Here is a 14,040-nt window from a genome sequence, read left to right as displayed (position 1 = left end):
GCAATGTTTGTGCCGCAACGCAACATCGGAGCGGTGCGATCATGCCGACCCAGATCCGCGAGCAGAGACAACGGGGATCGGCTGCTCTGTCCCGATCGAACGAGGACGGCTTCCCGATGCGCAGAGGGCGGTTGCCACCTTTTCGTATTGACGGTTCCCGATTTCGAGCGGAGTGTTGTGCCCGCAGCGTCAGGATAGGCGCGCATAAAAATCTCGGAGGAAATGAATGAAGCGGATCGCGCTGGCCGCAGGCCTCGCTATTTTTGCATCACATGGTGCAAGCGCGCAGAGCGCCGATCAGTTGGTCAAGGGTGCAACTGATACGGCGAACGTTCTCAACTACGGCATGGGCTACAATCTGCAGCGGTTCAGCCCGCTCACCCAGATCAACAAGGACAACGCCAAGAACCTGGTGCCGGTCTGGAACTACAGTTTCGCCGATGACCGCAGTGAGGAGTCGCAGCCGCTGGTGTACCAGGGCGTGCTCTACGTCACGACCCACAATGCGACGATGGCCGTCGACGCCAAGACCGGCAAGCAGATCTGGAAAAGCAAGATCGACTATCCCGCCGAGACGCCGCGCGTGGTCTGTTGCGGCATCATCAATCGCGGCGCCGCGCTGTACGACGGCAAGGTGTTCCGGACCACGCTCGATGCCAACGTGATTGCGCTCGATGCCAAGACCGGCAAGGAGCTGTGGCGTCAGAAGGCCGCTGACATCAAGGAAGGCTACTCGATGACCGTCGCGCCGCTGGTCGCCGACGGCGTCGTACTGACTGGCATCTCCGGCGCCGAGTTCGGCACCCGCGGCTTCATCGATGGTTGGGATCCGGCGACGGGCAAGCATTTGTGGCGCACACACACGGTCCCAAGCCCGGATGAACCCGGCGGCGACACCTGGAAGGGCGACACCTGGAAGCTGGGCGGCGGCTCGACCTGGATCACCGGCTCCTACGATCCCGAGCAGAACACCGTGTTCTGGGGCGTCGGTAATCCCGGACCGTTCAACGCGGCGGTGCGCCCGGGCGACAACCTCTACACCTGCTCGGTGCTCGCGCTCGATCCGAAGACCGGCAAGATGAAGTGGCACTTCCAGTTCTCGCCGAACAATCCGTTCGACTACGACGCGGTCGCGGAGATGGTGCTCGCCGACATGAACGTCGAGGGTAAGCAGACCAAGGTGCTGATGAACGCCAACCGCAATGGCTTCTTCTATGTGCTCGATCGCACCAATGGGAAGCTGCTCGCGGCCAACCCCTATGTGAAGGTGAACTGGGCCTCCAGCATCGACCTGAAGACGGGCAAGCCGGTCGAGACCGATGTGACGCGCGATGCCCGCGAGGGCAAGAAGGTCACGGTCTATCCGTCGATTCTCGGCGGCAAGAACTGGGAGCCGATGTCGTTCAATCCGCAAACCGGGTTGGCCTACGCCAACACGCTCGTGTTCGGCGGCCACTACAAGACCGAGCCTGCGACCTACAAGGCCGGCGAGTGGTACCTGGGCATGGACCTGACGGATCTGTGGGATTGGCCGGAAGGGCCGCGCGGTCAGCTCAAGGCCATCGATCCGATGACCGGCAAGACCAAGTGGGAGCAGCCGAGCGACATCCCGCGCTTCTCCGGCGTGCTGTCCACGGCAGGCGGCGTGGTGTTCTCGGGCAAGCTGACCGGCGAGTTCGAGGCTTTCGACGCCGACAGCGGCAAGAAGCTGTGGCAGTTCCAGACCGGCTCCGGCATCGAAGGCCAGCCCGTCACCTGGCAGCAGGATGGCGTGCAGTATGTCGCCGTCACCTCAGGCTACGGCGGCGTCTACTCACTGTTCTCCGGTGACGAGCGCCTCGCCAACGTTCCGGCAGGCGGCTCGCTGTGGGTCTTCGCGGTCAAGAACTGAGTGCGGATTGCCCGTGAGACAGAACATGTTCATGAAAGCGGCGGCGGCCTTCGCCGCCGTCGTGGCGATGTCGGCCGTCCTGTCGACGACTGCCCTCGCCCAACAACAAGATGGCAGCGCCGCACATAGCCAGCTGGACATCGGCAAGACGACGTTCGCTCAGAAGTGCTCGCACTGCCACGGCCCCAACATGGTGAACTCCGGCACGGTGACGCCCGACCTGCGTCGGTTTCCCGATGACCAGCCTCGTTTCGTCACCACGGTGAAGCAGGGCAAGAACGGTCGCATGCCGCCCTGGGGCGACATTCTCAGCGATGACGAGATCACCGCGCTGTGGGCCTATGTCTCGAGCCGGAGAGCGCAGTGATGCGCCATCTCTGCCGTTGGCTGACTGCCTTGATGATCTCGACAGTGTCGTCAGCCGCCTTAGCCGCTGACGACGTGCTGCGCATCTGCCTTGACGAAAATCTTCCGCCGCTCTCGGTCCATCATCGTGGCAAGCCCGGCAACGGTTTCGACGTCCTGCTCGGTCAGGCAATCGCCGACCGCCTTGGCAGAAAGCTCGAGATCCAGTGGTACGAAAGCAAATTGGACGAAGATTCCAGTCCAGCGCTGGAGGCGAACGCACTGCTCTCGGACGGACGCTGCTCGCTGCTCGGCAGCTATGCGTTCACCCAGGACGGATTGGTCGCGCCCGGCGTCAAGACAGCCAAGCTGCCGGACTTCGATGGCGCCACCCGCGACGACCGCCGCCGCCGCGTTCCGCTCGGCACGCTGATGCCGAGCAAGCCATACATGTTCTCAACACTGACCGTCGTTCTCGGACCTTCCGCGAAACAGCGCCCGATTACCGACATCGGCGACCTGGCAGGGCTGCGGCTGGCAATCGAGAGCGGCACGTTGGCGGATGCAATCCTGATGACGTTCGACAAGGGACGGCTGATCGACGACATCACGCATTTGATTCCCACGCGGGATGATCTGCTCGGGGCGCTCGAACAGGGCAAGTTCGATGCGACCCTGCTCGATGGCAGACGTTTCGATGCGTATCGGGCGGCTCATCCCGACACCAGGCTCGGCGGGTCGGGCTACAGCTATCCGATCGGCGTGAACCGCGGTTATGTCGGGCTGACCAGTTCGGCCGAACTCATCGCATCGGTCGACAAGGCCTTGACGGAACTCGACGCTTCCGGGGCCCTGGCGAATCTCGGTCGGTCCGCCGGACTGACCTACCTTCCACCGCGCGAGCCGGTGATTCTCGGTGATGCATTCCAGAGGATCATCCGGAGCGGCGCACGCTAGCGCGGCTACCTCACGACCGCTCAGCGGGCCGCAGTCTTATGAACCGACGACGGCACGACGCCGAAATATTTGCGGAAGACACGGCTGAAGTGCGACGAACTCGAAAAACCCCACGAGAACGCGACATCAGTGATGGTCTTGCCGCTCTGCGTCTCCAGTTCCTGCCGGCAATGCTGAAGCCGGGCCCGCCAGATGTAGTCGCTGACCGTCATGCCACGGTCGCTGAACACCATGTGAAGGTAGCGCTTGGTGCACCCCAGAGCCGCCGAAATCTGATCGATGCACAGATCGGGATCGCGCAGATGCTCGCGGATGAAGGCTTGAGCGCGGATATAGACCGCCTCGGGTCCCGCCCGATCCAGCATTCGATCGGCTTCACGCAGCGGCAACAGCAACAGATCGATGAGCGATTCGGCGACGCTGACAGCCGAGTTGGGCGAAAGCCGGGTCGCCTCATCGAACGCGGCATGGGTGACGTCATGCGCAATCCGACCGGTCCCGCTCCGCGCAGACAGCTTGTATGCAGGCATCTTTTCCGACCGGAAGCCGCGTTCCTGCAATAGCTCCTTCGGCACGATCACGACGTCATGGCGGGTCAGCGCGGGGCTGATGATGGTGTGCGGTAACGAGACGTCATAGGCGAGACAATCGCCCGGGCCGATCTCGATCTGGCGGCCATCCTGCTCGAAATAGGACGTTCCATAGGTCTGGAACAAGATCTTGATGTAGGGATGTGCGGCCTTTTGCGCACGCGCATAGGTATGCGCAATACGGTGCTGGCTGGCCTCGATCTGGCAGAGCTTCAGGCGCGACACCGTCGTGAAATTGATGCGCCCCTCGAATGAGGCGCCCTCCAGCGGATCGACATCGAAACGTCCGCACAGGTCGGTCAGTGCATCTGACCAACGCTGGATCTGGCTCTTCGGTGAGAATCCCGAAGTATTAAGCGAGCGGATCGTGTCGGACATGTTTCATCCACCGATTCATGATCGAAACGCAACGGGTCCGCCGCCGGACGGCGAACGAGACTGTAGCAAGATTGCTCCCATTTTAAGGCCGCGGCTTTCGCGGCGCACTTCGTTCCATAACTTCCCCCGGATGATCCTCCGCCTTCGTCTCTGTAAGGTCAAGGGAAACGTCAACCTTCGGTGGAACCGCGGTGCTGCAAATTGATGCTCCGCAGCAAGAATGGCGCTCATGTTGCGGACCAGCAAAGCAAAATCTCCTTCAAAAACTTCTATTCGCTTCACTCTTGAGCAAGCTCTTTTCTCTTTTGGGCAAGTTTCCCGGTCGAGAAGTGGATATTCAATGATGCCGAAAACGAATACTGGGCCGCGTGCTGCGGAACCTCAGTTGAACCCGGGAGGAAAGACGATGCGAAGAGTGCTACTCGCAACATGTCTGACGTCAGTCGCGGCGCTTGCCGCGGGTGGCGCGTGGGCCAGTGAAGAGCTGGTCAAGATGTCGGCCAACCCGAAGGACTGGGTGATGCCGGCGGGAGACTACGCCAATACGCGTTACTCCAAGCTCAATCAGATCAACGCTCAGAACGTCGGCAAGCTGCAGGTCGCGTGGACCTTCTCCACCGGCGTGCTGCGCGGCCACGAAGGCGGACCGCTCATCATCGGCAACTTGATGTATGTGCATACGCCGTTCCCGAACAAGGTGTATGCGCTCGATCTCGCGCAGGACAACAAGATCGTCTGGAAGTACGAGCCCAAGCAGGATCCGAACGTCATTCCGGTGATGTGCTGCGACACCGTCAACCGCGGCGTCGCCTATGGGGACGGCAAGATCTTCCTGCATCAGGCCGACGACAAGCTGGTGGCGATCGACGCCAAGACCGGCCAGCACGTCTGGACCGCCGTCAATGGCGATCCGAGCAAGGGACAGACCGGAACCTCGGCTCCGCTCGTGGTGAAGGACAAGGTGTTGGTCGGCACGTCCGGCGGCGAGTTCGGCGTCCAGTGCAGCATGACCGCTTACGATATCAAGAGCGGCAAGCAGGTCTGGAAGGCGTACTCCGAAGGTCCGGATGACCAGATCCTGTTCGACGCCAACACCACGGCGCTCGGCAAGCCGGTCGGCAAGGACTCGAGCCTGAAGACCTGGCAAGGCGATCAGTGGAAGACCGGCGGCGGCTGCACCTGGGGCTGGATCTCCTACGATCCGCAGCTCGACATGGTCTATTACGGGTCGGGCAATCCCTCGACCTGGAATCCGAAGCAGCGTCCCGGCGACAACAAGTGGTCGATGACAATCTTCGCCCGCCATGCCGACACCGGCGTCGCGAAGTGGGTCTATCAGATGACGCCCCACGACGAGTGGGACTATGACGGCGTCAACGAGATGATCCTGTCCGACCAGTCCATCAACGGCCAACCGCGCAAGCTGCTCACGCACTTCGATCGTAACGGCCTCGGCTATACGCTCGACCGTGCCACGGGCGAGTTGCTCGTTGCCGAGAAGTTCGACCCGAAGGTGAACTGGACCACCGGCGTCGACATGGACAAGAACTCTGCGACCTACGGCCGTCCCAAGGTCGTCGATCAGTACTCGACCGACAAGCAGGGTGAGGACGTCAACACCAAGGGCATCTGCCCGGCGGCGCTGGGCACCAAGGACGAGCAGCCGGCGGCCTACTCGCCGGACACGCAACTGTTCTACGTGCCCACCAACCATGTCTGCATGGACTACGAGCCCTTCAAGGTGAGCTACACCGCAGGTCAGCCCTATGTCGGCGCAACCCTGTCGATGTATCCGCCGGCGGGTGAGACCCATATGGGCAACTTCATCGCCTGGGACGGCAAGACCGGCAAGATCGCCTGGTCGAACAAGGAGCCGTTCTCGGTGTGGTCGGGTGCGCTCGCGACGGCCGGCGGCGTGGTGTTCTACGGAACGCTCGAAGGCTACCTCAAGGCGGTCGATGCCAAGACGGGCAAGGAGCTCTACAAGTTCAAGACCCCGTCCGGCATCATCGGCAACGTCACGACCTACGAGGCGAACGGCAAGCAGTACGTCGCCGTCCTCTCGGGTGTCGGTGGCTGGGCCGGCATTGGTCTCGCGGCGGGTCTGACCGATCCGACTGCCGGTCTCGGTGCCGTCGGCGGCTATGCCGCGCTGAGCAACTACACCGCTCTCGGCGGCGCGCTCACCGTGTTCTCGCTGCCGCAGTAAGCCAGGTACCTGCCTCCGGCGCATGGATCTCGTCCATGCGCCGGTTCGCCTGTTCCAAAAAATTATGGGAAAACGCCCTTGCGTAGAATCTGGTTTGCGGTCGCCACGGCTCTGTTCCTGGCAACCGGCGGGATGACTGTCGCCGAAAATGCCTGGGCGGAAAGTCCGGGAGATCCTGCGGCCGTCAAGTCCGAGGACGGGAAGTACTTCGATAAGGATGGCAATCCGACCTACAAGGTGGGCGCCGACGGATCGGTCGACTGGTACACCTACTCCGGATACCGCCGCTATCATTCCGAATGCCACGTCTGCCACGGGCCCGACGGCATGGGATCGACTTATGCGCCTGCGCTGAAGGACTCGGTCAAGACCATGAGCTACGGCGATTTCATCGGTGTCATCGCCAGCGGCCGCAAGAATGTCAGCACGTCCCAGGAGAACGTCATGCCGGCTTTCGGCGACAATCCGAACGTGGCCTGCTACATGGACGACCTCTACATCTACCTGCGTGCCCGCGGCAATGACGCGGTAGGACGCGTTCGCCCGGCCAAGCACGAGGACAAACCGCCAGCCTATACGGAAGCGGAGAACTCCTGCATGGGCAAGAAATGACTGACGACGGGGACCGCGGCTGAACAGTTTCCCTGGGCAGCGTCGCGGGCTCAAGAGAATGAAAGAGGAGTTTGAGACATGAAGACGCGCGCCGCGGTCGCTTTCGAAGCCAAGAAGCCGCTGGAGATCGTCGAGGTCGACCTCGAAGGGCCGAAGGCCGGCGAGGTACTGGTCGAGATCAAGGCCACCGGCATCTGCCACACCGATGCCTACACGCTCGACGGTTTCGACAGCGAGGGCATCTTCCCCTCGATCCTCGGCCATGAGGGCGCCGGCATCGTGCGCGAGGTCGGCCCGGGCGTGACCTCGGTCAAGCCCGGCGACCACGTCATTCCGCTCTACACACCGGAATGCCGCCAGTGCAAGAGCTGCCTCAGCCGCAAGACCAATCTCTGCACCGCGATCCGCGCCACGCAGGGCAAGGGCCTGATGCCCGACGGCACGTCGCGCTTCAGCTACAAGGGCCAGGCCATCTACCACTACATGGGCTGCTCGACCTTCTCCAACTTCACCGTGTTGCCGGAGATCGCGGTCGCCAAGATCCGCGAGGACGCGCCCTTCGACAAGAGCTGCTATATCGGCTGCGGTGTCACCACCGGCGTCGGCGCGGTCGTCAACACGGCCAAGGTCACGCCCGGCTCGAACGTCGTGGTGTTCGGCCTCGGCGGCATCGGGCTCAATGTCATTCAGGGCGCCAGGATGGCGGGGGCCGACAAGATCATCGGCGTTGACCTCAATGACAGCAAGGAGGAATGGGGCCGCCGCTTCGGCATGACCCATTTCGTCAACCCGAAGAAGGTGACCGGCGACATCGTCCAGCACCTGGTCGCGCTGACCGACGGCGGTGCCGACTACACCTTCGACTGCACCGGCAATACCACGGTGATGCGCCAGGCGCTGGAAGCCTGCCATCGCGGCTGGGGCGAATCGATCATCATCGGTGTCGCCGAGGCCGGCAAGGAGATCGCGACCCGCCCATTCCAGCTCGTCACCGGACGCGTCTGGAAGGGCACGGCGTTCGGCGGCGCGCGCGGGCGCACCGACGTTCCCAAGATCGTCGACTGGTACATGAACGGGAAGATCGAAATCGACCCGATGATCACCCACACGCTCAAGCTCGAAGACATCAACAAGGGCTTCGACCTGATGCATGAGGGCAAATCGATCCGTTCCGTCGTCGTGTTCTGACCCCAAGCACGCAAAACTGAGGAGGATTGCGCCATGACTGTCCACATCCATCCGTCCGTCGATAACGGCGTCAAACAGGGAAGCGGCCATTTCGCCGGCGGCACGCTGGTCTGCAAATGCCACGACCGGCCGGTCAAGGTCGGCATCAAGGGCGATGTCGCGCATAACCACGCGTGCGGCTGCACCAAATGCTGGAAGCCCTCCGGCGCGACCTTCTCGGTCGTTGCCGTGGTGCCGCGGCAGAACGTCACGGTGCTGGAGAACGGCGACAAGCTCAAGATCGTCGATCCCTCCGCCGTCATCCAGCGCTATGCCTGCACCGGCTGCGGCACGCATATGTATGGCCGCATCGAGAACACGGGCCACCCGTTCTACGGCCTCGACTTCATTCACCCCGAGCTGTTCCAGGAGCAGGGTTCGGCCGCGCCGGGCTTTGCGGCCTTCGTCTCCTCGGTGATCGAGTCGGGCGTGAAGCCGGAACAGATGGGCGAGATTCGGGCGCGATTGAAGGAGCTGGGGCTCGAGCCCTATGACTGCCTGTCGCCGGCCCTGATGGATGCGATTGCCACCCACGTGGCGAAAGCAAAGGCGGCCTGACGGCCGCCACGGACCAAGCGTACAACTGAAGCGTTCCTTCCTGAAGACTTGGTGCCTCGCCTGCCCCACGCCGGCGAGGCATTCTTTTTTTGTCGCCGCTTTGGTCAGGCGGCCGCCATTGTCGTCGGCGCATCGCCCATTGTTCCGTATTTGCATTGCAGCGGGCTGCACGCGCAGCGCTCGTCTGCTCTGACACCACACGCGCCTGTGTAGACCGATGCCTGTCCCGGTCTGCTATCATCAGTAGTCTTCCGACAACTCTCAATTGATCCGGCGCGTGCACGTAAGGACATGTGGTCCCGCGCGCGTCCACCAACGATCAGAACCAGCGACCATTGGTCCGACAGAGCGAGGGCGAACATGATCAAGGTGAAAATCAACGGACAGGAGCAGAGCTGGGATGGCGATCCGAGCCTGCCGCTGCTGTGGTATCTGCGCGACGAGCTGGGTTTGACCGGAACGAAATACGGGTGCGGCGCAGCGCTGTGCGGCGCCTGCACCGTGATAGTCGACAAGGAAGCGGCGCGCGCCTGCATCACCGCAGTGTCGGATGTCGCGGGACGAGAGGTCACCACCATCGAAGGTCTGCATCCGACCGGAGATCATCCGGTGCAGAAGGCATGGCGGCAGGTCAACGTGCCGCAATGCGGCTTCTGCCAGGCCGGGCAGATCATGCAAGCGGCCGCACTCTTGAACGAGAATCCCAAACCGTCGCATGACCAGATCAGGGATGCGATGGCCGGCAACATCTGCCGCTGCGGCTGCTATCAGCGCATCGAGAATGCGGTCCATCTGGCCTCGACGGGGGTGTGATCATGAACATCATCGCAAATCCCGACATCGCAAAGTCCGCGTCTCGCCGCGGCTTCGAGCGGCATCTCAAGGTCGAGAACGTCTCGCGCCGTACCATCCTGCAGACGTTGGGCCTCGCCGGCGGGTTCGTACTCGCGGCTCCCTTGCTGTCGCGCCCGGCGTTGGCCGCCTATGAAACCGGCGCCGGCAAGATGCCGCACGGCACCGTGGTCGATCCCAAGGTTTTCGTTTCGATCGCCCCCGACGGCATCGTGTCGATCCTCGCCCACCGCTCCGAGATGGGCACAGGCGTGCGTACCAGCCTGCCGCTGATCGTGGCGGAGGAGATGGAAGCCGACTGGTCGCGCGTGCGCGTCGTGCAGGCCCCCGGCGACGAGGTGAAGTTCGGCAACCAGGATACCGACGGTTCGCGCAGCACGCGGCACTATCTGCTGCCGATGCGACAGATCGGCGCCATGGCGCGGGCGATGCTCGAAGCCGCGGCGGCCCAGCGCCTCGGCGTGCCGCCGAGCGAAGTGAAAGCCGTCAATCATGAGGTCGTGCACAGCGCCAGCGGCCGCCGCCTCGGCTTCGGCGAGCTCGCGGCCGATGCCGCCAGTCTGCCGGTGCCTGCGGTTGACACTGTGCAGCTGAAATCGCCGAAGGACTTCCGCTATCTCGGCAAGGGTCAGGTCAGCATCGTCGATCTGCACGACATCACCGTCGGCAAGGCGCGCTACGGCGCCGATGTCCGCCTGCCCGGCATGAAATACGCGGTCATCGCCCGGCCGCCGGTGACCGGCGGCAAGGTCAAGTCGTTCGATCCGGCCGAGGCACTGAAGGTGCCCGGCGTCGAGCAGGTGATCGAGGTCAAGGGCTGGCCCTGGCCGTCGAAGTTCCAGCCGCTTGGCGGCGTCGCGGTGATCGCGCGCAACACCGGCGCCGCGATCAAGGGCCGCGACGTGCTCAAGGTCGAGTGGGACGACGGCGCCAATGCGAGCTACGACTCTGTCGCCTATCGGGCCGAGCTCGAGGCCGCCGCGCGCCAGCCGGGCCTCGTCGTACGCGAGGAAGGCGACGTCGAGGCCGCGCTGAAGTCGGCCGACAAGGTGATCACCGGCGAGTACTACCTGCCGCATTTCGCCCATGCCAGCATGGAGCCGCCGGTCGCGGTCGCCGACGTCAAGGGCGACAAGGCCGAGATCTGGGCGCCTGTGCAGAGCCCCGGCGGCACGCACGAGGATGTCGCCAAGACGCTGCAGATCCCGCCGGAGAACGTCACCGTCAACGTCACCCTGCTCGGCGGCGGGTTCGGGCGGAAGTCCAAATGCGACTTCGCGCTCGAGGCTGCCCTGCTGTCGAAGACGCTGGGCGCACCGGTCAAGGTGCAGTGGACACGCGATGACGACCTCCATCACGATTTCCTGCACACCGTGTCGGTGGAGCGCATCGAAGCCGGGCTCGACAAGAGCGGCAAGGTGGTGGCCTGGCGCCACCGCAGCGTCGCGCCGACCATACTTTCGACCTTCGCGGCGGGCGCCGATCATGCCGCGCCGTTCGAGCTCGGCATGGGCCTCGTCGACATGCCGTTCGAGATCGCCAACATCCAATGTGAGAATCCCGCCGCCAAGGCGATGACCCGCATCGGCTGGTTCCGCTCGGTCTCCAACATCCCGCGCGCCTTCGCCGTGCAGTCGATGGTCGGCGAGATCGCGCACGCGACCGGCCGCGACCAGAAGGACACGCTGCTCGATCTGATCGGCACTCCGCGCGTCCTGAAGCTCGCCTCGGTGAAGGATCTCTGGAACTACGGCGAGCCCTACGAGAGCTATCCGATCGACACCGGCCGGCTGCGCCGCGTCGTCGAGTTCGTGGCCGAGAAGGGCAATTGGGGCCGCTCGGTGCCCAAGGGCCACGGCCTCGGCATCGCCGCGCATCGCAGCTTCGTCAGCTACATCGCCACCATCGTGGAGGTGTCGGTCGACGACAAGGGCAAGCTCGTGGTGCATCAGGTCGACACCGCGATCGACTGCGGCACCTTCGTCAACCCCGAGCGCATCGCCTCGCAGCTCGAAGGCGCCGCGATCATGGGGCTGAGCCTCGCCAAATATGGCGAGATCAGCTTCAAGAATGGCCGGGTGCAGCAGCGCAACTTCGACGACCATCCGGTGGTCCGAATCGACGAGGCGCCGCTGGTCACCAACGTGCACATCGTGCCCGTTGATCCCGACACGCCGCCGAGCGGCGTCGGCGAGCCGGGCGTGCCGCCATTCGCGCCGGCGCTCGCCAACGCGATCTTTGCCGCCACTGGCAAGCGCCTGCGCGCATTGCCGATCGGCAATCAGCTCGCGACGTGAGCTTGCAGCAATCACCAGATCATCGGCCGGAGCGATCCGGCCGATGACCACGCCAGAAGAAGCAGGATCAGTCAGCGCCCGTAACGCACCGAGGCATAGCGGCCGATCACGGCGGACGGCGAGGTTTGCATCACCGCGCTCGAGACCGGCGTCACCGGCACCTTCCGCCTCACCGTGCGCAAGGACATGGACATCACCTGGCCGTTCGCCGAGAACGCCACCCACCTGATGTCGATCGGCCTCGACGAGGATCTCGATGACGCCGCCAAGCAGGCGGTGCGCGAGATGGTCAAGCACGTCTGCGCCCGCACCAACCTGTCGCGCAACCAGGCCTACATGCTGTGCTCGCTGGCCGGCAGTCTGCGCGTCACCCAGCTGGTCGACGGCAACAAGGGCATCCACATGCTGCTGCCGAAATCCTATCTGTAGGCCCTCCTCTACCGGTTCACGAAGTGGTCGTGCGCGGTCAGCACGACCTGGCCGTTGGCATCGACCGCCTGGAAGGTGACATCGGCATCCACAGACTCGGGCATGGTCAGCGTCACCCGCAGCGCCTCCGAGCCGTCCGGCTCGACCTCGATCGCATCCGCCGCCGCATGGCCGACGATGGCGAGCGCCGCATCGATGCCGCTGATGCCGAGCCTGAAGCTCTGCACGGCGGACGACTTGTTGAGCAGCTTCACCGTGTAGCCGTTGCGCACCGAGCCATCCGACAGCCGCACCGACATCGGATCGCGATCATGCTGCACCGACAGCACGGCGGTGGTCTTCGTGACGAACGACACAGCGATCACGCCGGCCACAGCGACGCAGGCGAGCGCGAGCCCGATCGTCTTCGGCCGCACCAGCCGTGAGACACGCGGCTCGCCGACACGGCCACGCTCGATGTTGCGCCAGCTCTCGTAGTCGATCAGGCCGCGCGGACGGTCGAGCTTGGCCATCACGCCGTCGCAGGCATCGACGCAGAGGCCGCAATTGATGCAGGCGAAGCTCGGCCCCTGGCGGATGTCGATGCCGATCGGGCAGACCGCGACGCAGGCGCCGCAATCGACGCAATCGCCGGCCGGCAACCCCTGCGACCGCGCCTCGGCGGCCTTCTTCGCCGACATCCGGGTCTCGCCGCGATAATCGCGATAGTTCACCGTGAAGGCTTCCGGATCCCAGATCGCGCCTTGAAGACGCGGCCACGGGCACATGAAGATGCAGACCTGCTCGCGCGCGAAACCGGCGAGGCCATAGGTCGTGCCGGCGAACACCAAGGTCCAGGTCAGCGCGGTCGCCGACATCTCGCCATGCAGGACATCGCGCACCAGCTCCGGCGCGTCGGTGAAGTAGAAGATCAAGGTGCCGCCGGTGCCGAGCGCGATCGCCATCCACAGCGCGTGCTTGGTGGCGATCTGTGCGATCCGCCGCGCCGTCAGCGGCGCGCCGACGTTCTTCAGCCGCTGCCGGCGGTCGCCCTCGACGAGGCGCTCGACCAGCAGGAAAAGGTCGGTCCACACCGTCTGCGGACAGGCGAAGCCGCACCACAGGCGGCCGGCCAGCGCGTTGACCAGAACGAGGATGAACGTCGCCAGCAGCATCGCCGCGGTGATGAGATAGAGATCCTGCGGCCAGATCTCGGCGGGGCCAAGATAGAGCTTTCCGTGGGCGAAATCGAGCAGCACGGCCTGGCCTGGCGCATTCGGCCCGCGGTTCCAGCGCACGAACGGCGTGATGTAGTAGACGGCGAGCGTCAGAACGAGAATCAGCCATTTCAGCCGCCGGATTGGCCCCTTGACGCCCTGCGGAACCACCGGGCCGCCAGCGCTGCGCAACGACCGTGCCGGGCCGCGGGCCTGACCCTGGCCCCTGCTTGGGCCCTGGCCCTGCGCCATGCGCCGCGTCTTGGCGTGATCGATCTCGATGGTGATGGCCACGGCTGCCCTCGTTCGCTCGGCTGATGCAGGGCAACGATAGGCGGCGGTGCCCGGCGGCTCTTTGTCGGGCCACAAACTTGCGAACGGCTGGCAGCGCCTGTTTGCGCGGGAACAACGATAGTTCCCGTCCGACAGGCGATGAGAGGCGCGGCGCCGCGAGCGCCACGGCGTCAGTCGCAGCATCCGGAGGGATGGCTGCGGCTGC

Annotated in this window: 11 protein-coding genes and 1 pseudogene; 10 read left to right on the top strand and 2 right to left on the bottom strand. The window is 64.1% G+C overall.

Annotation, left to right across the window (positions count from 1 at the left end; translation table 11 throughout):
- The first annotated feature begins 226 nt into the window (after positions 1 to 226).
- The 3 genes from ACQR1E_RS18255 to ACQR1E_RS18245 are packed head-to-tail and all read left to right on the top strand — an operon-like array spanning position 227 to position 3,193.
- On the top strand, positions 227 to 1,891 hold the full coding sequence (locus tag ACQR1E_RS18255; RefSeq protein WP_315752807.1) for a methanol/ethanol family PQQ-dependent dehydrogenase: 1,665 nt from the start codon (positions 227 to 229) through the stop codon (positions 1,889 to 1,891).
- 25 nt (positions 1,892 to 1,916) lie between these two features.
- On the top strand, positions 1,917 to 2,258 hold the full coding sequence (locus ACQR1E_RS18250; protein WP_434863281.1) for a c-type cytochrome: 342 nt from the start codon (positions 1,917 to 1,919) through the stop codon (positions 2,256 to 2,258).
- Positions 2,258 to 3,193: a substrate-binding periplasmic protein gene (locus tag ACQR1E_RS18245; protein WP_315825463.1), complete on the top strand. Its 936-nt coding sequence runs from the start codon at positions 2,258 to 2,260 to the stop codon at positions 3,191 to 3,193. Before ACQR1E_RS18250 ends, ACQR1E_RS18245 begins: the two co-directional genes overlap by 1 nt.
- 20 nt (positions 3,194 to 3,213) lie before the next feature.
- Here the strand turns inward: ACQR1E_RS18245 and ACQR1E_RS18240 are convergent, their stop codons facing one another.
- Positions 3,214 to 4,161, bottom strand: coding sequence for a helix-turn-helix domain-containing protein (locus ACQR1E_RS18240; protein ID WP_315713217.1), 948 nt, complete (start codon positions 4,159 to 4,161; stop codon positions 3,214 to 3,216).
- A 406-nt stretch (positions 4,162 to 4,567) separates the two neighbouring features.
- On the opposite strand from ACQR1E_RS18240, the gene xoxF5 reads away from it, so the two are divergent.
- The 7 genes and pseudogenes from xoxF5 to ACQR1E_RS18205 all read left to right on the top strand — a co-directional run.
- The gene (gene xoxF5, locus ACQR1E_RS18235; RefSeq protein ID WP_316192880.1) at positions 4,568 to 6,370 is read left to right on the top strand and encodes a lanthanide-dependent methanol dehydrogenase XoxF5; all 1,803 of its coding nucleotides are present in this window, start codon (positions 4,568 to 4,570) and stop codon (positions 6,368 to 6,370) included.
- A 132-nt stretch (positions 6,371 to 6,502) separates the two neighbouring features.
- On the top strand, positions 6,503 to 6,982 hold the full coding sequence (locus tag ACQR1E_RS18230; protein ID WP_315713645.1) for a c-type cytochrome, methanol metabolism-related: 480 nt from the start codon (positions 6,503 to 6,505) through the stop codon (positions 6,980 to 6,982).
- Positions 6,983 to 7,060: 78 nt separating this feature from the next.
- Positions 7,061 to 8,170 (top strand): S-(hydroxymethyl)glutathione dehydrogenase/class III alcohol dehydrogenase, encoded by a 1,110-nt coding sequence (locus tag ACQR1E_RS18225; RefSeq protein WP_315752806.1) that lies wholly within the window; start codon positions 7,061 to 7,063, stop codon positions 8,168 to 8,170.
- Positions 8,171 to 8,203: 33 nt separating this feature from the next.
- Complete coding sequence (gfa, locus tag ACQR1E_RS18220) at positions 8,204 to 8,767, top strand: S-(hydroxymethyl)glutathione synthase (protein ID WP_315713222.1); 564 nt, start codon at positions 8,204 to 8,206, stop codon at positions 8,765 to 8,767.
- Between the two features lie 360 nt (positions 8,768 to 9,127).
- Positions 9,128 to 9,580, top strand: a complete 453-nt coding sequence (locus tag ACQR1E_RS18215) for a (2Fe-2S)-binding protein (RefSeq protein WP_315741262.1) — start codon at positions 9,128 to 9,130, stop codon at positions 9,578 to 9,580.
- Between the two features lie 2 nt (positions 9,581 to 9,582).
- Positions 9,583 to 11,916, top strand: coding sequence for a molybdopterin cofactor-binding domain-containing protein (locus ACQR1E_RS18210; RefSeq protein ID WP_434897381.1), 2,334 nt, complete (start codon positions 9,583 to 9,585; stop codon positions 11,914 to 11,916).
- 105 nt (positions 11,917 to 12,021) lie between these two features.
- Positions 12,022 to 12,345, top strand: a pseudogene (locus ACQR1E_RS18205) (acetamidase/formamidase family protein); the annotation flags it as partial.
- Between the two features lie 8 nt (positions 12,346 to 12,353).
- Here the strand turns inward: ACQR1E_RS18205 and ccoG are convergent.
- A complete protein-coding gene (ccoG, locus tag ACQR1E_RS18200) occupies positions 12,354 to 13,835 on the bottom strand; it encodes a cytochrome c oxidase accessory protein CcoG (RefSeq protein ID WP_434897380.1) in 1,482 nt (493 codons plus the stop codon).
- Positions 13,836 to 14,040: the final 205 nt, after the last annotated feature.

Source organism: Bradyrhizobium sp. HKCCYLRH1030 (assembly GCF_051168395.1).
In the GTDB taxonomy this organism is placed as follows: Bacteria; Pseudomonadota; Alphaproteobacteria; order Rhizobiales; family Xanthobacteraceae; genus Bradyrhizobium.
This window is presented reverse-complemented; position numbering and strand designations above follow the sequence as displayed.

Excerpts from the sequence above, each read along its gene's own strand:
- ACQR1E_RS18255 (WP_315752807.1), top strand. The coding sequence starts at position 227 with ATGAAGCGGATCGCGCTGGCCGCAGGCCTCGCTATTTTTGCATCACAT.
- ACQR1E_RS18215 (WP_315741262.1), top strand. The coding sequence starts at position 9,128 with ATGATCAAGGTGAAAATCAACGGACAGGAGCAGAGCTGGGATGGCGAT.
- xoxF5 (WP_316192880.1), top strand. The coding sequence starts at position 4,568 with ATGCGAAGAGTGCTACTCGCAACATGTCTGACGTCAGTCGCGGCGCTT.
- ACQR1E_RS18210 (WP_434897381.1), top strand. The coding sequence starts at position 9,583 with ATGAACATCATCGCAAATCCCGACATCGCAAAGTCCGCGTCTCGCCGC.
- ACQR1E_RS18225 (WP_315752806.1), top strand. The coding sequence starts at position 7,061 with ATGAAGACGCGCGCCGCGGTCGCTTTCGAAGCCAAGAAGCCGCTGGAG.
- gfa (WP_315713222.1), top strand. The coding sequence starts at position 8,204 with ATGACTGTCCACATCCATCCGTCCGTCGATAACGGCGTCAAACAGGGA.
- ACQR1E_RS18250 (WP_434863281.1), top strand. The coding sequence starts at position 1,917 with ATGTTCATGAAAGCGGCGGCGGCCTTCGCCGCCGTCGTGGCGATGTCG.
- ACQR1E_RS18240 (WP_315713217.1), bottom strand. The coding sequence starts at position 4,161 with ATGTCCGACACGATCCGCTCGCTTAATACTTCGGGATTCTCACCGAAG.
- ACQR1E_RS18230 (WP_315713645.1), top strand. The coding sequence starts at position 6,503 with ATGACTGTCGCCGAAAATGCCTGGGCGGAAAGTCCGGGAGATCCTGCG.
- ACQR1E_RS18245 (WP_315825463.1), top strand. The coding sequence starts at position 2,258 with ATGCGCCATCTCTGCCGTTGGCTGACTGCCTTGATGATCTCGACAGTG.